This window comes from Streptomyces sp. ML-6 (genome assembly GCF_030116705.1).
GTDB lineage: Bacteria > Actinomycetota > Actinomycetes > Streptomycetales > Streptomycetaceae > Streptomyces.
The window spans coordinates 381177-397973 of sequence record NZ_JAOTIK010000002.1 but is presented as its reverse complement, the minus strand read 5'-3'; the positions used below and the strand labels follow the sequence as shown (position 1 = coordinate 397973).

The 16797-nt window shown below is 68.3% G+C and carries 17 protein-coding genes; 7 read left to right on the top strand and 10 right to left on the bottom strand.

From position 1 onward, the window contains the following. Window positions 1–100: 100 nt before the first annotated feature. Window positions 101–493, bottom strand: coding sequence for a hypothetical protein (locus tag OCT49_RS35725; protein WP_283856323.1), 393 nt, complete (start codon window positions 491–493; stop codon window positions 101–103). A 586-nt stretch (window positions 494–1079) separates the two neighbouring features. Beyond that, window positions 1080–1445 carry a YybH family protein gene (locus tag OCT49_RS35720; protein WP_283856322.1) on the bottom strand — a complete coding sequence of 122 codons (366 nt, stop codon included), beginning with the start codon at window positions 1443–1445 and terminating at the stop codon, window positions 1080–1082. Between the two features lie 98 nt (window positions 1446–1543). Between OCT49_RS35720 and OCT49_RS35715 the strand changes: the two genes are divergently transcribed. Beyond that, window positions 1544–2449: a LysR family transcriptional regulator gene (locus OCT49_RS35715; protein ID WP_283856321.1), complete on the top strand. Its 906-nt coding sequence runs from the start codon at window positions 1544–1546 to the stop codon at window positions 2447–2449. A 413-nt stretch (window positions 2450–2862) separates the two neighbouring features. On the opposite strand, the gene OCT49_RS35710 is transcribed toward OCT49_RS35715, so the two are convergent. The 3 genes from OCT49_RS35710 to OCT49_RS35700 form a co-directional block, all read right to left on the bottom strand. After that, the gene (locus tag OCT49_RS35710) at window positions 2863–3267 is read right to left on the bottom strand and encodes a DUF6221 family protein (protein ID WP_283856320.1); all 405 of its coding nucleotides are present in this window, start codon (window positions 3265–3267) and stop codon (window positions 2863–2865) included. Between the two features lie 85 nt (window positions 3268–3352). After that, entirely contained in the window at window positions 3353–3511 is a 159-nt protein-coding gene (locus tag OCT49_RS35705) for a hypothetical protein (protein ID WP_283856319.1), read from the bottom strand. Window positions 3512–3822: 311 nt separating this feature from the next. Next, the gene (locus OCT49_RS35700) at window positions 3823–4974 is read right to left on the bottom strand and encodes a glycoside hydrolase family 3 C-terminal domain-containing protein (RefSeq protein ID WP_283856318.1); all 1152 of its coding nucleotides are present in this window, start codon (window positions 4972–4974) and stop codon (window positions 3823–3825) included. A 967-nt stretch (window positions 4975–5941) separates the two neighbouring features. On the opposite strand from OCT49_RS35700, the gene OCT49_RS35695 reads away from it, so the two are divergent. Then, a complete protein-coding gene (locus tag OCT49_RS35695) occupies window positions 5942–6724 on the top strand; it encodes an SAM-dependent methyltransferase (RefSeq protein WP_283856317.1) in 783 nt (260 codons plus the stop codon). A gap of 584 nt (window positions 6725–7308) precedes the next feature. Here OCT49_RS35695 and OCT49_RS35690 read toward each other — a convergent pair. Both OCT49_RS35690 and hpaH read right to left on the bottom strand, forming a co-directional pair. Continuing rightward, entirely contained in the window at window positions 7309–8097 is a 789-nt protein-coding gene (locus tag OCT49_RS35690; RefSeq protein WP_283856316.1) for an HpcH/HpaI aldolase family protein, read from the bottom strand. Then, entirely contained in the window at window positions 8094–8921 is an 828-nt protein-coding gene (gene hpaH, locus OCT49_RS35685) for a 2-oxo-hept-4-ene-1,7-dioate hydratase (RefSeq protein ID WP_283856315.1), read from the bottom strand. The genes OCT49_RS35690 and hpaH overlap by 4 nt, the downstream gene beginning before the upstream one ends. A 185-nt stretch (window positions 8922–9106) precedes the next feature. Between hpaH and OCT49_RS35680 the strand changes: the two genes are divergently transcribed. Next, complete coding sequence (locus tag OCT49_RS35680) at window positions 9107–9601, top strand: MarR family winged helix-turn-helix transcriptional regulator (protein WP_283856314.1); 495 nt, start codon at window positions 9107–9109, stop codon at window positions 9599–9601. Here OCT49_RS35680 and OCT49_RS35675 read toward each other — a convergent pair. Beyond that, complete coding sequence (locus OCT49_RS35675; protein ID WP_283856313.1) at window positions 9577–10242, bottom strand: flavin reductase family protein; 666 nt, start codon at window positions 10240–10242, stop codon at window positions 9577–9579. The genes OCT49_RS35680 and OCT49_RS35675 overlap by 25 nt on opposite strands. Window positions 10243–10427: 185 nt before the next feature. Next, on the bottom strand, window positions 10428–10880 hold the full coding sequence (locus tag OCT49_RS35670) for a VOC family protein (protein WP_283856312.1): 453 nt from the start codon (window positions 10878–10880) through the stop codon (window positions 10428–10430). A 340-nt stretch (window positions 10881–11220) separates the two neighbouring features. Here OCT49_RS35670 and OCT49_RS35665 point away from each other — a divergent pair, with 340 nt between their 5' ends. The 4 genes from OCT49_RS35665 to OCT49_RS35650 all read left to right on the top strand — a co-directional run bounded on the left by OCT49_RS35665 (window position 11221) and on the right by OCT49_RS35650 (window position 16051). Beyond that, a complete protein-coding gene (locus tag OCT49_RS35665; protein ID WP_283856311.1) occupies window positions 11221–11844 on the top strand; it encodes a GyrI-like domain-containing protein in 624 nt (207 codons plus the stop codon). 210 nt (window positions 11845–12054) lie between these two features. Further along, window positions 12055–14847: an eCIS core domain-containing protein gene (locus OCT49_RS35660; protein WP_502963506.1), complete on the top strand. Its 2793-nt coding sequence runs from the start codon at window positions 12055–12057 to the stop codon at window positions 14845–14847. A gap of 97 nt (window positions 14848–14944) precedes the next feature. Further along, complete coding sequence (locus OCT49_RS35655) at window positions 14945–15277, top strand: hypothetical protein (protein ID WP_283856310.1); 333 nt, start codon at window positions 14945–14947, stop codon at window positions 15275–15277. Between the two features lie 336 nt (window positions 15278–15613). Continuing rightward, window positions 15614–16051: an Lrp/AsnC family transcriptional regulator gene (locus tag OCT49_RS35650; RefSeq protein ID WP_283856309.1), complete on the top strand. Its 438-nt coding sequence runs from the start codon at window positions 15614–15616 to the stop codon at window positions 16049–16051. Between the two features lie 33 nt (window positions 16052–16084). Here the strand turns inward: OCT49_RS35650 and OCT49_RS35645 are convergent, their stop codons facing one another. Further along, window positions 16085–16789, bottom strand: a complete 705-nt coding sequence (locus OCT49_RS35645) for a GntR family transcriptional regulator (RefSeq protein WP_283856308.1) — start codon at window positions 16787–16789, stop codon at window positions 16085–16087. Window positions 16790–16797 lie beyond the last annotated feature (8 nt).

Genomic DNA, 16797 nt, shown 5'->3' with positions numbered 1-16797 from the left:
GCGGCTTGGATCCATGGCGTCGAGGTGGTGCTGTGGAACATGACCCGCAAAGGCTGCCTGTCAGGAGCGAACGTGGACCTCGGCGACCACTGATGCGCCATCAGACCATGCCTGTCGGACCTGCATGGCCGTCATTTTCCAAGTCCCGTCGATCCGGACCAAGTTCTTTTCCCGAGGGTGATGCCGAGTGCTCGGCTGTGTGTTGCAGCAGTGCCCGTGCGGAGTCCGTGTAGCGCATCGCGGTCTTCTCGTCGGGCCCGAACACCTCGGCGAGGTGGAGCGGATCGGTCCCGCGGGTCAGGGTCTGTTCGAGCTGCCGGTCGACGCGGAGCCGCTCCAGCGCCGCGTCCTGCCCGCGCATTGGGGCGCTGATCCTGTGGTTACTGGCACGGCTGGTCTTGGTGGCGGTTTGGTTGTTGATCAGCAGGTGGATGTTGGTGGTGTTCGGCCACCGGTTTCGCCGGTGCTCCAGCCGACCCAGCAGCAGTTTCACGGTGAGGTCATCGAGCGGGCGGACGCGTCGCATGAGTTCCTGTCCCCGCTCGCCTGCCCCGCCCGTCGCCTGCCTTTCTGCTCGCGGCCTTCGCCAGATTGCCGACAACACCGGTGGAGACCCGTGAGACGGCCTCGCCGGGCTTCCACCAAGTGCTTGTCGCGCACCAGGCCGTCGTGACCATGAGCCGCGTCGGCCCTTCGGTCGCGGAGGCTGTGGAGTGGCATTCGGCGGGGGTGAGGGAACTCCGCTTCCAGGCGTTACCCGAGCCGGAGGCGGCGGCCGACAACCCGTTGGCCCGGATCGAGCCGGCCCCCACCGAGCGCTGCCGCCAGGCCCACGTCTTCCCTGCCTCGGCCCGGTGGCGGGCCCGTGCGGAGCGCGGCGAGAACGGCCGGAACGGCGGCCGCGGTTCCGCAGGCGGTGCTGGTGGGCAGAACCGCATGAAGGACTGGCCCCGACGAACCGTTCGGCTCCGAGACCGCCACCGGGGTACCGACCTCTCGGGGCCACGCCCAGAAGCCTTCAGCTCCGCGAGCTCACGAAGGCATGGGGGCACGGAAGCATGGGGCGCGGAGACGAGGATTCAGTGGGTGGGTGGGACGAACTCGGGCTGGTCGAGCAGGCGCAACCAGCTTCCGTCGGGCTGGCGGCGGACGACCTGCGCCCGGGCACCGGCCCCGTCCTTGGGGGGAGTCGAGGTGAGGGCGATGCCGTCACTGATCAGTGTCGGCAGCGGTTGTTCCTGCTCGAAACGGGGACGGTTGGCCAGCACCTTCTCCCACAGCGCACGAATCGCCTCCCGGCCCACCGTCCGGTTGCCGGGCGGGTAGGCGACCACCGCACCCTCTTCGTAAAGTGCGGCGACCCCGGCCGCGTCACCGGCGTTGGATCGTTCGACGAACAAGCGGGTGATGTCCTCGGGCCGCATGGCCTTCTCGTACTCCGGCATGAATTCCTCCTGACGTCGGGCTTCGACGCTTCCCAGCATGGCCATCGACTGGCCAGAATTCCAACAGATGAATCTTCTGGAAACTAGAATCTGCAGTCATGGAACTGAGACAGCTGGAGTACTTCGTCGCGGTGGCCGAGGAGCAGAACTTCACCCGGGCCGCCGAGCGGGTGCACATCAGCCAGTCCGGCGTCAGCGCCCAGATCCGCCAGCTGGAACGGGAACTCGGAGCCGAGCTGTTCGACCGGTCGGCCCGCACCGTCACCCTCACCGTCGCGGGCAAGGCCGCACTCGAACACGCCCGCGCCGCACTCGCCGCCGCCGGGGCAGTCGGCCAGGTGGTGGGCGAGGTGACCGACCTGCTCCGGGGGCACCTCACCGTCGGAATGGTCATCGGCTGCACCATCACCCCGCTGTTCGACGCCCTCGCCGCGTTCCACCAGGCACACCCCGGTGTGGAGATCTCACTGCTGGAGGACAACTCCGACCGGCTCATCGAGGGGGTGCGCACCGGCACCGTCGACCTGGCACTCATCGGGGCAGCAGCCGCCACACCCGAAGGACTGGGCGCTCTGACCATCATCAGCGAGCGGCTCGTCGCGGCAGTCCCCGCCGGGCACCCCTTGGCGAAACAGCGGCGGGTCACCCTGCGCGAGCTGATCGCCCACCCGATCGTGTGCATGCCGCCCGGCACCGGCCTGCGCGCGGTATTCGACCAGGCCTGCGCCGCGCAGAACCTCCACCCCGTGATCAGTCTGCAGGCCAGCGCCGCGGATGCCATTGCCGAGCTCGCCGCCCGCGGGCTCGCCGTCGCCGTCCTCAGCGACTCCATGATCGCGAGCTACCGAGGCCGGCTCACCGCCCGCACCATCGATGATGTCGATACACCCGCATTGCTCGCCCTGATCTGGAAGAACACCTACAACCCGGGGATGCGTGAGTTGCTCGTGCACAGCCGGAAAGCATTCACCAAATCCTCTTCTCACGAACAGCCGGAGAGGTAGGCGCCTCCCGAATTGTCGTCGAAACACTGCTTCGCGACGCGAGCAGACCACAACAGATCCCCGCCCTTCCGTCTCCATCAGGTACCTATGTGGACCGTCTCTGAGGGACCGACAGGGGCCACATCGAGGGCGACCAGGTCGAGGACGTACCACCGGCGCAGAGAGTGCTGTGGCCGGGATGGTTCACCGGGCTATCCGTGGGCGGTGTCTCGGTCGGCTTTGCAGGTTTCCCGGCCGGGCCACGGGATCGTTGCCGTGCGGAATCGCTCGTCGATTTGAGCGTGCACGGCTGTCCGTCGGCCCAACGATCGGCGCCGGCAGATACTGCGGCATGCACAGCCTCGTACTCCTCCTGAGGCAGGAGAACGCTGTCGCTGCGCTGGGGCATTTGATCCATCCGCTGACAATGGGACTTACGATTGCCAGGTGTCCTGGTAGTTGGGGTGGTCGGCGTAGGGCAGGACGAGCAGGCGCACCACAGGTTCGAGGATGCGGAGACAGGGGCGCCAGGTATCCCGGGCGAGCCAGTCGTCGGACGCCGCGCCTCGGACGGCCTCCTCGTACTGGGCAAGGATGCTCCGCTTGGCTTCGACCTCGCGCAGGACGCGGGCCGGGTCGTGGCGGGCGATATGGGCGGCATGCTCGTCATCCGTACTGGGCTTGTGGGTGACCACCATTCCGGCGTCATCACTTACCAGTCCGCTTCCCGAGCCGTGGTCCAACCAGCGGAGCCCGTCAGTGCTGCCGCCTCCGGCAGTGCGTGCCACGGATTCGTCTTCGTCGAGGCGGTCACGAAGGAACTGCATCAGTTCGTCCATGGGGCCATCCTCTCGTGGCGGTGGATCCGGGGTGGGCGGAGTGGCAGATCGGGATATTGGCAGATCGGGATAGTCGGGGGAGACCTCACGCGGCCTGCTGCTCACCCTCGGCCAGGAAAGAGGACAGGAGGAAGAGAGCAGGAAGCCGCCCGGGGTGCATCCCGTACGTCACCCAGTGCTCGACCTTCACGGAGCGGCGAACGGGAATCCCGAGGCACGGCAGCCGGGCCCGGAGATCGACCACCTCCCCTCCCTTCCCCTGCCCGTGCTTCTGGAGATGGTCGAGGGAGGCGGAGGGCGGAGGGGGTACACCGAGCCGGTCCCGAGGAGGGCGCGGACGAGGGAGTGCGGCTGCTCCTGCTGCGCCTCGGCGGGCATGGCCGGATCGGGCGCCCCTCTTCTCGGTGCGGCCGGCGCCGACGATGATGACGTCAGCGGCCAGGGACCTCGTCTCCTTCCGCTGCCGTGGTGGCCGTGGGCGCAGGGGATCGGTTGCGGAGGAGCACTGTGGGACCGGTGGTCAGGTTCCGGTCCCACAGCGGTCGGTGGGGCGGGTCAGCCGGTGATGTGCAGCTCGGTGGAGAGGGTGGGAGTGGCCGCGGCGTGGGCGGCGTGGACGGTGGAGCGGCCGGGAAGCGTGGCCCAGGAGCCGGACGTGGTGTCCCAGATCTGGAACGCGCGCTCCGGCAGGGTGATGTCCACCTCGGCCGCCCGGCCGGGGCTCGCGGTGAAGGAAGCGAAGCCGGCCAGCCACCGTTCGGGGCGTTGAGGTCCCTCGGCCGGGGTGGCGTCCGGGGGGCTCACATAGATCTGGACGACGGCGCGGCCCTGCCGACTGCCGGTGTTGCGGGTCCGGACGCGTACGGTGCGGGGACCGACGGGCTCGATGTGCTCGTACTCCCAGCTGGTGCAGCCGAGTCCGAAACCGAAGGGGTACGCGGGCTCGCTGTCGTGCCGCTGCCAGGCCCGGTAGCCGATGAACACGTCCTCGTCGTAGCGCAGGACACCGGCTCGCGGGGTGACCTCTCGGACAGGCGCCTCTTCCAGGCGGGCGGGCCAGGTGGTGGGGAGCCGGCCGGCGGGTTCGGCGCGGCCGAGGAGGACATCGGCGAGGGCGGCGCCGCCCTGCTCCCCGGGGAACCAGGTCACGAGGACGGCGGCGACGTCGTTCCGCCAGGGCATCTCGACGGGGGCGCCCGCGTTGACCACGACGACGGTGCGGGGGTTGGCGGCGGCGACGCGGGCGACGAGTTCGTCCTGTCGTCCCGGAAGGCGCAGACTGCTGCGGTCGAAGCCCTCGCTCTCCACGGTCTCGGTGGTGGCCACGACGACGATCGCGGTGTCGGCGGCCGTCGCTGCGGCGACCGCCTCCTCGATCAACTGCTCGTCCTCGCCGACGGGTTCATGGTGGGCGAGTCCGAAGGTCACCCCTCGCAGGGATCCGTAACTCATCTTCGGCGTCGAGGCCAGGAGTCCGACCCCGACCGGCACACCGGCAGGGAGGTCCACGACACCGCGCTCGACCGGGGGCCCGGTGAGGGCGGCGAGAGGGTCGGCGTCGGCAGGGCGGTGCACGCCGTCGAAGAGTGTCGCGCCGCCGACGGTGAGGCGGAAGGCGCCGAGACCGCGGGTGCCGAACGTGTGCTGCCCGCCGGTCCGGGGGACGAACGTGCCGACGAGCTCGCCAAAGCACTTGAAATGCCGCATGGACTTCATATCCGACAACTGGGAACGGTCGTCGGAAACGTAGGCGCACCCCTCAGCGGCCCGCGGTTCCAAGGGAACGGAACAGCCCGCGAACTGGCGGACGCAGCCCTCGAATACCATGTCATAGACACCACAGAAAAGGCGCCGCTCTCGTGACCAACCCTCGCCCGTGCCCCCGGGGCCGCTGCCCGGGACGCCGCGCAACAGCTCGGCCCGAGCACGCGATCCCCTGCCATCCTCCATGACCATGCCGCCACCGTTTTCCTGCTTCCGGCGGAGGGCCTGGGGCTGCGAGTCGACCCGGAGGACCGGAGGCCCGGAGCGTGAGCGTGGCCAGAGCCGTGACCCTGGTCCGGTGTCTCACGGAACAAGGGTTTCCAGCCCCCGGGGCAGCGGACGTTCCCCGGTCCGCACTCACAGCCGAACGCATCGTCACCACGTGGAAGTACTGTCCTCAGTTGCCCGGCACGCGAACACCCGGCACGCGAACACCCGGCGCGGAGCACCTCGGAACCCTGCTCGGAATGCTGCATTCACTCCCTATGCCTCATGCCTCCCCTCGAACTCCCTGCCGAACAACCGCTCTTCCCGCTCCGCGGGACGCTGGACAACAGCACCTCTCCGCCACATGGACCGGCCTGCCTGTTCGGGCGCGGATCCGCGACATGCACTCCTCTCGGCTCCTGCGTCGAGTGTGCCGACCGGGACGACCCCGAGAAATCCCAGGAACTGGAGAACCGAATCGGAACCATCCGGCATCCGGCAGGGAGACACCCGAACTGCCGGGTCCGCAAGCTGAGATGAAAGGAAATTCATCGCCCGGGCAAAGGGGTACTGCTGCGGAAGCCCTGAAAAACATCCCGAAAGGCCGGAGGGGAAACCTCCTGGGTGGTGAATTTTCCATGATACGGAAACCTCTGCGCATCCGAACCTGTCGTGACGCGGAGAAAACAAAGCGAGGTCGCACATGAACGAAAAAAATGAACCGGAGATCCTCACCGGCGTGCCGCACTCGGCTCGCGTGTGGAATTACTGGATCGGCGGCAAGGACCACTATCCGGTGGACCAGGAACTGGGGGACCAGGTCATTGCGGCCTACCCGCAAGCACGGGACCTCGCCCGGGCGTCGCGGGCCTTCCAGGCACGCGCGGTGCGGCATCTGGCCGGTGAGGCCGGGATCACCCAGTTCCTCGACATCGGCACCGGGCTGCCCGTCCAGAACAGCACCCACGAGGTCGCCCAGAGCGTCCAGCCGAAGGCGCGCATCGTCTACGTCGACAACGACCCGCTGGTCCTGACGCATGCCCGCGCCCTCTTGACGAGTGCGCCGGAGGGTATGACGAACTACGTGCACGCGGACATACGGGACGCCGAGAAGGTACTGCAAGAGGCCGGACAAACCCTGGACATGACGCGGCCGGTGGCCGTCATGGTGCTGTCCACGCTGGGACACGTCGAGCCCCAGGCCGGCATCGATCTCATGCGCCGGTACATGGCCGGCGTCGTACCGGGCAGCTACCTGGTGCTCTGCGACACCGTCGCCACCCCGCAGACACTGGCCGCGCAGGAGGCGTACGCCTCGGGCGACACCCCGCCCTACCTGGTGCGCCGGCCCGAGGAGATCCTCGCGAGCGCGGACGGGATGGAGCTGGTCGAGCCGGGCTTCGGTTCCATCTCCCTGTGGCGTCCGGGCCCGGGTGAAGGCGATGCCGAGCCCGTCGACCAGTGGGGCTTCGTCGCCCGGAAATGACCCGTGGCGCGTGTCCGGCCTCCGGACACGAGTTCATGCCCAGGGGCGCCGGGGAGCTGCTTGCTCATTCGGTTCCGCACACGGGGAAACTCCCCGCGCCCCGAGGCGCAGTCCGCGGGCCGCGGACCAACTGCGGCCCACAGCTTGACCGGTGCGATGCGGCGCGGTGCAGTGCGATGCGGCGCCGCCCGGCCGGAATCACGCCTCTGCCCCCTATACGGCCCAGTGCGAGAAAGAGATTTCACCCATGATTTACGAGACACCGATCTACAGCCGTCTTGTCGAGGAACAGGGCGATGTCCCTGCCGACGTCCGCGGAGAAGCCCAGCGAATAGAGCAGGACTTGGCAAGATTCATACGGCTCACACCTTTTCCCGAGAACGCCGGCCCCACCGGCGCCGCCCCCTTCCGGTCCCACATCTGACCCGAGAGCCCGCCCCACCGCCCGGGCGCACACGACTGCCCTGACAAGATGTGAGGACGACAGGCCCGCCCACACCCGGCCAGGATGAAGTTGCGGACGAGGGAGGCGAAGACCCCGTGGAGCCGGCACGGCCTCCCGTTGCGTGGCGCTCACCGGACGTTCAGTACACGGCGGGCCGGGCAGGCCGGTTGGTGCCCCGGTGGGCGCTCAGGAGCTGCGCGCCCCCTCGGGTGAGAAGTCCGACGTCGGTGCCCACTGCGATGAACTGGCAACCTGCCGCCCTGGCGGTCTCCGCGAGCTGTTCGCTGCCGGCCAAGGTCCCTACGGGTTTGCCCGCGTGGTGGGCGCGCCGGGCCACGTGGCGGAAGGCTGCAAGAACATCGACGTGCGTCGGCTCGCCGAGGTGGCCCATCGTCGCGGCGAGGTCGGACAGGCCGATGAAGACCGCGTCCACGCCGTCCACGGCTGCGATGTCGTCGATCGAGGCAACGGCTTGCGGGGACTCGATCTGCGCGATCACGAAGGTGCGACGGTTCGCGGTCGACAGATATTCCGTGTCCTGTCCCCAGCCCGATGCGCGAGCCAGTGCGCTGCCGACACCGCGTGTTCCCTCTGGTGGGTAACGAGTGGCGGCGACTGCCGCCGCCGCCTGCTCCGGCCCGTCGATCATGGGCAGCAGGAGGGTGTGCGCGCCGATGTCGAGGTACCGCTTGATGGCCTCGGGCCGGGAGGTCGGCGGCCGTACCACGGGGACGGCGGGTGTTGCGGCGACCGCCTGGAGCTGGGAGACGACGGTCCGAAGGGTGTTGGGGGCGTGCTCGGAGTCGATCAGCACCCAGTCGAACCCGATTGTCGCGCAGAGCTCGGCCGTGTACGGATTGGCCAGGCCGAGCCACAGGCCGAGCGCCGGGCACTCCCGGCCGGCTTCGAGGAAGACGGGTCTGTTCATGTGCCCGACTCCCCGGTGGGTGTGCTGAACCGGCACGCGATGGCACCCAACGGTCCGTAGTCGACGTGAAAGGTGTCTCCGGGATGGGCGAGCACCGGCCGGGTGAACGATCCCGACAGCACCACGTGGCCGGGTTCGAGCACCACGCCTCGAGCAGCCAGCCGGTTTGCCAGCCAGGCGACACCAGCTGCCGGATGGTTGAGGACCCCTGCGGCGACACCGGTCTCCTCAATCACCGCATTGCGGTAACAGACGGCGCTGAGCCACCGCAGGTCGAGGTCGGCCGGGCGCACCGGCCGTCCGCCCAGGACAACTCCGGCGTTCGCGGCGTTGTCGGAGATGGTGTCGAGCACCGTCCGGGTCCGTCCGGTGTCCCGGTCCCGCTGTTCTATGCGCGCGTCGATGATTTCGAGTGCGGGCACGACGTAGCGGGTGGCGTCGAGGACGTCCATGATGCTGCACCCCGGGCCCGACAGCTCGACGTCGAGGACGAACGCGAGCTCCACTTCGACGCGGGGGACGATGAAGGACTCGATGGGCAGGTTCGCGTCGTCGGCGAAGAACATCTCGTCGAGCAGAACCCCGTAGTCGGGTTCGGTGATGTTCGACGACATCTGCATGGCACGGGACGTCAGCCCGATCTTGTGGCCTCGAATGCGTTGTCCGGACCCGGTCTTGACGGCCATCCATGCCTGCTGGACGGCGTAGGCGTCGTCGATCGTCATCTGCGGATACGACAGCGACACCTGCCGGATCTGCTGACGCGTGCTCTGCGCGGTTTCGAGTTGCTCGGCGACGCTCTGGATTTCGGCGGCGGTCAGCACTGCTTCCTGTCTCCAATCGGCTCGTGGTTGTGGTCGGGGGTTCCCAGCGGGGACATGGTTCGGCACCCTGATGGTCTGGCACCTAGACTGTTGGAATGTCCTTGCCACAGAACAGCGCTTCCGGACGCCGCCGGCGGCTGGCGGCCACCCGTATCCGGCGGACGGCGGCGGAGGCAATGCGTCCGGTGCTGCGCGTGATGTCGCGATCCGATCCGGCCCGCGACATCAGCCCGGCTGCACTCGGACTGACCATGCTCTGGGTGGCAGACGATGTGATTGCCGCCGTGAACCGCAAGCTGGACCGGCTCGGCATCTCGGAGAACAAGCTCGACGTCCTGATGATTTTCGCCGCACAGTCCGCCGAGGACGAGAAGTCGCGGGCCATGCGGCAGACACCCAGCGGGATCTCGGACTACTTCGGGATCTCCAAGGCCAGCGCCACCGGGGTGATCGACTGGCTCGAGAAGCGCGGGCTCATCGCCCGGACCCGGCAAGTCCAGGACCGCCGCAGCACGCCCATCGAGATCACGCCGACCGGTGAGCGGTTCGTCGCCGACGCGGTACCGGTTTTCGAGGATGCGTGCCGGGACCTGGTCCGTACGCTGAGCGACCGGGACCGCAAGGACCTGCAGCGAATCCTCAACAAGCTGTGGGTTCACCTCAAGGACCCCGAGACCTGATCGCCCGACGGCGATGGAGTCCGGGGCCGGTCCTCGACCGGGATTCGGGGAAGGCGGAACGGGGCGGTGGTGGTCGTGTACCAGCCGCCCCCGTGCATCCGTCCCACCAGGTTCATCCGCGCCGCGTCGATGTGTCCGCGGTCCGGGTTGAGGACCACACCGTCCTCGACGTGGGCGTAGATGATCTCGCCGATGATCAGATTGCGGCCCTGGCCGAGTTCGACGCTGCGCGTGTAGGTGCATTCCAACGCGACCGGACTACGAGCGATGCGCGGCGGGCCGACGGCATGCGACGGGAGCGTCGCGAGGCCGGCCTCGGCGAGTTCGTCGACGTCCTCGGTGAATTCGATGGCGGTGACGTTCATCGCCCCGAGCAGCTCTTCGCTGACCAGGTTGATCACGAAATCGCCGGTTTCGACGATGTTGCGGGCGGAGTCCTTCGGGCGCCCGGCGCGGTTGCCTATTCCGAGGACCACAACGGGGGGAGTCCCCGCCATCAGGTTGAAGAGGGAGAAGGGCGCCGCGTTGAGCCGGCCGCTCGCGTCGCTGCTGGTGACCCATGCGATCGGCCGAGGAACGATCAACGAAGCCAGCAAGTTGTAGCGAGGTCTGGCGGCCATGGCGGCGATATCGAAGAGCATGGTGTTTCTCCTGGTGCATCTGGCTCAGGCGGGGGCTGTCTCCCGACACTCGGGGTGACCGTGTCGGGGGACAGCCGGCGGGTGTGTCACGCGACGCAGTGGTCATCACCGAAGTACGGCAACGGAACTCCGGCAGGGGACTGCTGTGCGCTCGGGTGCGTGAGCCATGTCCGTCGAGTGGTACGTCAGCTGGAGGGACCGGCCGGCGCGGGCCGCTGACTCCTGCGGCACCGGCACAACCCGAGCTGGTGAATCTCCACGAGGTTGTTCGCGGGATCACGCAGGAAGAGTTGCTTGAGGTTCGGGGAAGCGACGTTGTCGAGCGTGAAGTACTCCACGCCAAGGCGTTTGAGCTCTTCCTCGGCCTCGATGATGTCGTCGACGGCCAGCGCGATGTGATTTTCCACGGGGTCCTTGCCCGGCCCCTTGCTGTACGGCGACGGGCCGTCGCTGCCCAGCAGGTGAATCTGCACATCGCTGGGGATGTCCAGGAAGTAGCCGTGGATGCCGGGGATGTGCCATCTCCCGGCGTCCTGCGTCAAGTTGAGCACATCGCGGTAGTAGTCACGCGCTTCATCGGCGGTCGCGTTGTCCATTCCCAGACCGACATGGTGAAGCTCACGAATCTGAACAGCCATCCTCACTGCCTCCGAAGACTTTTTAGTAAGGTACACGTACTATCTGGTTCACGTACCATCCCGTGTGCCGAACGGCGCTGTCAAGGTCGCGCCGACGGCGAATTTCTCTCAGGGGCGCCGGAGGCCACCGGCCGGCGGCCGGGCCGAGGACGAGCTCGGTGAAGTGGCTGGAGTGTCATACCCGTGAGGCAGGATGAGGCCGGGCGGTACGAGGCGGAGCAGAAGTCACGGCTTCCGATCGTGCCGCCCGCCACCGGCCGTCCCCCGCCCCCGGTCGACTGCCCGGGGGCGTACGCGCGCATCACCGGGCGATGCGCATCCTTCAGGAAGTGAGGCACCCATGGCACCGTACGACGTCAAGCGGGAGCGGAAGGAGTTCTACGCGCCCAAGAACACGGCATGGGCCGTCGTGGACGTTCCCGAGCAGCAGTTCATCGCCGTCGACGGCAGGGGAAACCCCAACACGGCTCCCGCCTACGTCCACGCGGTCGAGGCCCTTTATGCGGTCGCCTACACCCTCAAGTTCGCCGGCAAGCGCACGGCGGGCGGCGATTTCGTCGTCGCCCCGCTGGAAGGACTGTGGTGGGCGGACCGGCCCGAAGCCTTCACCGGCGGAGCCAAGGACACCTGGCAGTGGACCATGCTCATCAGCATGCCCTCCTGGATCACCCAGGAGATGATCGAGGACGCCAAGCAGACCGCGCTTGCCAGGAAGAAGACGCCCACGATCTCCCGGATCCGGCACCTCACCCTCCACGAAGGCCCCAGCGCCCAGGTGCTGCACATCGGCTCCTACGACGACGAGGCACCCGTGCTGCACGAACTCCACCACTCCTACCTCGCCGCCAACGGCCTGCGCCCGACGGGCCTGCACCACGAGATCTACCTCAGCGACCCCCGCAGGACAGCCCCCGAGAAACTGAGGACCATCCTGCGCCAGCCGGTCGAAGAGCTCGACGGGTAGCCGAAGACTTCGACGTCACTGCGCCGGTGACGGTCCCGCCACGGCGACTGGAGGGGGCTCCGCCGCCTTTGAGACGGAAGCCGTTTGCCCCGTGCGCGCCTCGTTCGTTGTCCGGGCGGCCGGGCGACGCTGCCCTGAAGTACCTGGTCGGTCGCTCCCTGGTCGCGTATGCAGGAAGGGTCGAATTCTCCTGCGTCGGAAGAGACCTCCTTGCGCGACCACGAGAACGTCGGGAAGACCGGAACCGAGGGCGTCCGCAGGGTGGACCGCAGCCTTGAAGCCGCATCAAGCCCTCCACCGCCCGGACTTCTCCCGCTGCAGGCCACCCTGGGGAACGCCGCCGTGGTCCAGATGCTCCGCCGGGCCGGACACCTCTGGGCCGAGGAGACGCACCGGCACTCCGCCGAATGCGGCCCCGACCGGGCCGAACAGCCCCCCGTACAACGCTCCGTCGCGCAACGCCCTGCCGTGCAACGTTCCGCCGTCCATGACGTCCTGCGCGCCCCGGGCCGCCCCCTCGACGACGGGACGCGCGAGGAAATGGAGGCCCGCCTCGGCGCGGACTTCTCCGACGTCCGTATCCACAACGACAGCGCGGCGAAGGTCTCCGCCGCCGAAGTCGGTGCCCGCGCCTACACCTCGGGCAGCCATGTGGTCGTCGGCGAGGGCGGCGCCGACAAGCACACCCTGGCGCATGAGCTGACACACGTCATCCAGCAGCGGCAGGGACCGGTCAGCGGCACCGACGACGGTGCGGGCCTGCGGGTGTCGGATCCTTCGGACCGGTTCGAGCGGGAGGCGGAGGCCAACGCCCGTCGGGTGATGAGGGGCCCCGCCCCAAAGGACGGCCGCTCGGGCGCCGACGCGGCCCCTGCGCCGGGTGGCGGGAGCTCTGCCCCCTCCTCCCTCCCCGTGCAGCGGGTCTTCCAGGGCGACCTGAACGGTTACGACACTGCTCGGGCGATCAGGGAACTGAAGGAGCAGATCCCGGGGTCGGCGCCGAAGTGGAGCAGGGTCGATGCGGCACGTGCCGGCACGGAGGTCTACGACAACCTCGGCGCCCTCGCGGAGGCGCTGGGCCTCCCACTTCCGCAGCAGCCCGGGACCGTGTCGGCATCGGGGGCCACATCGGCCACGGCGGCCACGGCGGCCACGCAGGCTACAGAGGGCGCTCCGGATCCTGCGCCCGCCACCCCGGCCCGTCCTCCGCAGCCGGGGCCCAAACCCAAGCCCAAGCTCAAACCGAAACCGGCCTGGGCCGTCAACCCGGGGCAGCAGTCGAGTTCCGCCGCCACCCGGCAGGAGGTCCCCTCGGTCCCGGCGCCTGCCCCGGCACCGCCCGCCCGCACCACCGCACCTCCGGAGCCGGTCGGGGAACGGAAGAAGGGGGTCGCCGAGCAGGTCTCGATGGAGGGCTTCACGGCGAACTCCGCGCAGGCCCGGGCCGAACTGGAGCAGGAGCGGGCCGAGCCCCGCACGTACCTGCGCCGACGGGCGGGGAGCCGACTGGACGACGAGGTGTTCCGGCAGATGGCCGGATCCGTGAAGATCGGCAACAAGAAGCAGGTCATGCCCCACCTCATCGCCCAGCTCTACAGCTGCCTGGAGTGGACCGGCCGGGCACCCATCGCGGTCTTCACCCATGAGGCCCAGGGCAAGGGCGACTTGATGCTCGGCGTCAAGACCGTCGACGCGCTGCGTGAGAACTTCCCGCGAACCGAGGCGAACAAGAACGACATCGCACTGCTGACCGCCGGCGCGGCGTACAAGAAGCAGCCGGGTGTCTTCGAGGACTCCGGCCACCCGTTCACGGTGCTCGACGGCACCACTCCCGACGCTCCGCACCTCGGTTCCGGCGAGGCCCCCACCCACGTGGTCGTCGCCCCGCAGCTGGCTGTCACCAAGAGATTCCAGCAGAGCGTCGGCAAGTGGGGCAGCACGGTCTCCGCGATGACCGAGTACTCCAAGGAGGAGCCGCTGCCATCAGGCGCCGACGGGACCGGCTACACCACCGGACTCGGTACGAAAGAGGTCGGCATCACGTTCGACGCCGGTCTGCGGGCCTACAAGCAGCACCAGGACGGAATCGAGGGCGAGGAGAACAAGCGGGCCGCCCGGTTGGCGCACCTCCAGGCACTGAGGTCCAAGGAGCTGCTCACCGCGCTCTTTCCCGAGAACCAGGAGCAGGCGGCGAAGGACTACGCCGCCGCCGCTTCTTCCCGGCTGTACTTCGCCTACTCCAACAAGAGCGCGATGCGGTTCGCGCTCACCGTGGCCGAGGTCGAGAACGGCAAGAGCAACGACGTGCACGTCGTCCAGTCCTCGCCCAAGTGGATGCCGGAACTCGACGAGACCGCGAAACGCGAACTCGCAGAACTCGGGGTGGCCGAGGTCCGACTGGTGGAGGTGTCCTCCAAGACGCAGGCCCTGACGGTCACGACCCAAAGCACCGGTGGCACCGGCAAGACGATGCACTGGATCACGACCGACCGGGTCCCGCACGACGACATGCTGACGCTGATCAGGGCGAGCGAGCCGATCGTGATGACGACCGGCAACCAGAGCACCTCCGAGGCACTGTCGGCCGGCAAGACCATCATGTACGAGAGCATCGGCATGCAACAGAGCAGGGATTTCCGGAAATCGCTGTACGCCGGTGCCGGGGTCGAGCAGAAGGACATCGACAGCATCGCCGCCGTCAGCAGGGACTACGACCAGAAGGGCACCCCGGCCCCTGGACAGCCCGAGTTCAAGGCTGCGGCGACGGCACTGCGGAACATGCAGCAGGAGGACAGGATGGGGGCCTTCAGCGACCGGGCCTCCGCCACCAAGGACCTCGGCCGCTGGGTCGGCGGTCAGCACCTGCGCGGCTTCCTGATGAAGACCCACCTCGCCTCCGACCTGCAGAAAGAGGAAGAGAAGCTCGAATCCGGCTACAACAAGCCCGATGCCTACAAGAGCTTCGTCGACCACCTCCTCGGACTCCCGGGCAGCGATCAGTGACTCTTCGGGGCGGGTTCGCCGGTCAACGGGCCAGTTGGCGGCTGATGACGAGACGCTGGATCTGATTGGTGCCCTCGAAATGGACAGGCTCTGGCACATGGGTTCGCAGGAGCTGGGAACGGTCGAGGACTTGCTGCCCGGGTCGTCCCCGATCCACGCCACCGCGCCGCCCAGCGCCGTCGTGCCCGCCACCGTGGAGTGCCGGATCGCGTCGGCCGCCCGGTCCAGCCCCGGGTTCTTCCCGTACCAGAATCCGGTGACGCCCTCGTGGCGCCGCCCGGGGACCTGCCCGAGCATCTGGGTGTCGGCCACGGCCGTCGCCGCGAGCTCCTCGTTCAACCCGGCCCGGAACACCACACCGGCGGGTTCGAGAAAACGACGTGCCCGGCCCATTTCCAGATCGACACCACCGAGCGGCGAACCCTGGTAGCCGCTGACGAAGACCCGGGTGTCCAGACCGTGCGCCTCGTCGAGACGACGCTGCTCCAGGGTCAGGCGGACCAACGCCTGGACGCCGGACATCAGGACGCGACCGCCGCGTGCGGCGTACTTGTCGTCCAACGTGACAGAAGTGGGGTCCGTGCCCATGCGAGCCTCCTCGGAGTGATCGGTGCGGGAGCGCCCAGGACAGCAAGACATCCCTTCCAGACGCAAGCAAGTTGCGGCTGATGGGAGTAAGACGCAAAATACCGTCAAGAACAGGTTGGTTCGATCAAATAAATTGCTTCGACCCTTGTGGCTGCTGCCGCCGAGCCGGGAGCTCCGAGTGACCGAGATCGACGATGTGGACCACCAGCTGCTGCGCATGCTCAAGGAGGACGGCAGGCGCACGTTCTCCGAGATGGCCCCCGAGGCGGGGCTGTCGGTCGCCGCGGTCAAACGCCGGGTCGACCGGCTCCGGGAGAGCGGCGTCATCACCGGCTTCACGGTCCAGGTCGATCACTCGAAGCTCGGATGGTCCATCGAAGCCTTCGTCGAACTCACCTACACGGGCACCACACCGGTGGGAGAAATCGTCCGCACCGCCTACCGGACGGCTGAGGTGCAGGCCGTCTTCACCATCGCGGGCGCCCCGGACTCCCTCGTGCACGTGCGCGTACGCGACATCGGGCACCTGCAGCACGTCATCGACGGACTGCGCCGCACCGGCAATGTCACCGGCACCAAAACACTCATGATCCTGGGCTCGTGGACGAGGAACTGAGCGCTCCGCACGCGGGACGAGGGGCGGTCCGGCTCACCGGATGTGGGCCGGCACCCCGCGCTGCCGACGCAGGGCGAGGTGCATGGCGGCGCGTCCACCGAGTTCCAGATCGTCCTCGAGGGCGCGGAGCGCGACCTCACCGCCCACCCGGAGCTGGTCCACGAGGTGACGGTGCGCCGCGGCCAGCCGCGGCGCCGAGAAATCGGACCGGATCGTCGCGAGCATGCAGTTGAGCTCGTTCTGGCAGGCCCGGTGCGCCGCCACCACCCGGGCGTTGCCACCGGCCTCCACGATCTTCGTGTGCACCGCGCTGTGCGCCTCGACCACGTGACGCCACGGCGTCTTCGCGGTGAGGGACTCGAGCCGCTCGACCGCCTCGGAGACGGCCGAGAAATCCGAGCCGTGGGTGAGGGCCAGCCTCAGGGCACCCAGTTCCAGGATCGCCCGGTACGAGCACATGTCATCGATACGGTCGGCCGTCACCGCGGGAACGACGATTCCCTTGTTGCGCTGGTGCTCGAGAAGCCCCTCGGACACCAGGGCCTGCAGACCGGCCCGCACGGAATGCCGGCCACACCGAAAACGGGCGCTCAGCGCTTCCTCGGTGAGCCGGGCCCCGGGTTCGAGGACACCCGCCAAGAGGTCGTCGCGCAGGGCGCGCGCGATGCTGTCCGGCGTACTGCTCGCCCCGGCTCCCTCACGCAATGTGCTACTCGATTCGGCAGAGGCTCCCGGCATGACCGGTC

What these genes read in the sequence shown, in the direction of transcription:
- OCT49_RS35645 (WP_283856308.1), bottom strand. Translation starts at nt 16,789, where the DNA reads ATGCCGGGAGCCTCTGCCGAATCGAGTAGCACATTGCGTGAGGGAGCC.
- OCT49_RS35690 (WP_283856316.1), bottom strand. Translation starts at nt 8,097, where the DNA reads ATGAACAGACCCGTCTTCCTCGAAGCCGGCCGGGAGTGCCCGGCGCTC.
- OCT49_RS35710 (WP_283856320.1), bottom strand. Translation starts at nt 3,267, where the DNA reads ATGGACGAACTGATGCAGTTCCTTCGTGACCGCCTCGACGAAGACGAA.
- OCT49_RS35720 (WP_283856322.1), bottom strand. Translation starts at nt 1,445, where the DNA reads ATGCCGGAGTACGAGAAGGCCATGCGGCCCGAGGACATCACCCGCTTG.
- OCT49_RS35655 (WP_283856310.1), top strand. Translation starts at nt 14,945, where the DNA reads ATGGGTTCGCAGGAGCTGGGAACGGTCGAGGACTTGCTGCCCGGGTCG.
- OCT49_RS35670 (WP_283856312.1), bottom strand. Translation starts at nt 10,880, where the DNA reads ATGGCTGTTCAGATTCGTGAGCTTCACCATGTCGGTCTGGGAATGGAC.
- OCT49_RS35700 (WP_283856318.1), bottom strand. Translation starts at nt 4,974, where the DNA reads ATGCGGCATTTCAAGTGCTTTGGCGAGCTCGTCGGCACGTTCGTCCCC.
- OCT49_RS35695 (WP_283856317.1), top strand. Translation starts at nt 5,942, where the DNA reads ATGAACGAAAAAAATGAACCGGAGATCCTCACCGGCGTGCCGCACTCG.
- OCT49_RS35665 (WP_283856311.1), top strand. Translation starts at nt 11,221, where the DNA reads ATGGCACCGTACGACGTCAAGCGGGAGCGGAAGGAGTTCTACGCGCCC.
- OCT49_RS35715 (WP_283856321.1), top strand. Translation starts at nt 1,544, where the DNA reads ATGGAACTGAGACAGCTGGAGTACTTCGTCGCGGTGGCCGAGGAGCAG.
- OCT49_RS35675 (WP_283856313.1), bottom strand. Translation starts at nt 10,242, where the DNA reads ATGCTCTTCGATATCGCCGCCATGGCCGCCAGACCTCGCTACAACTTG.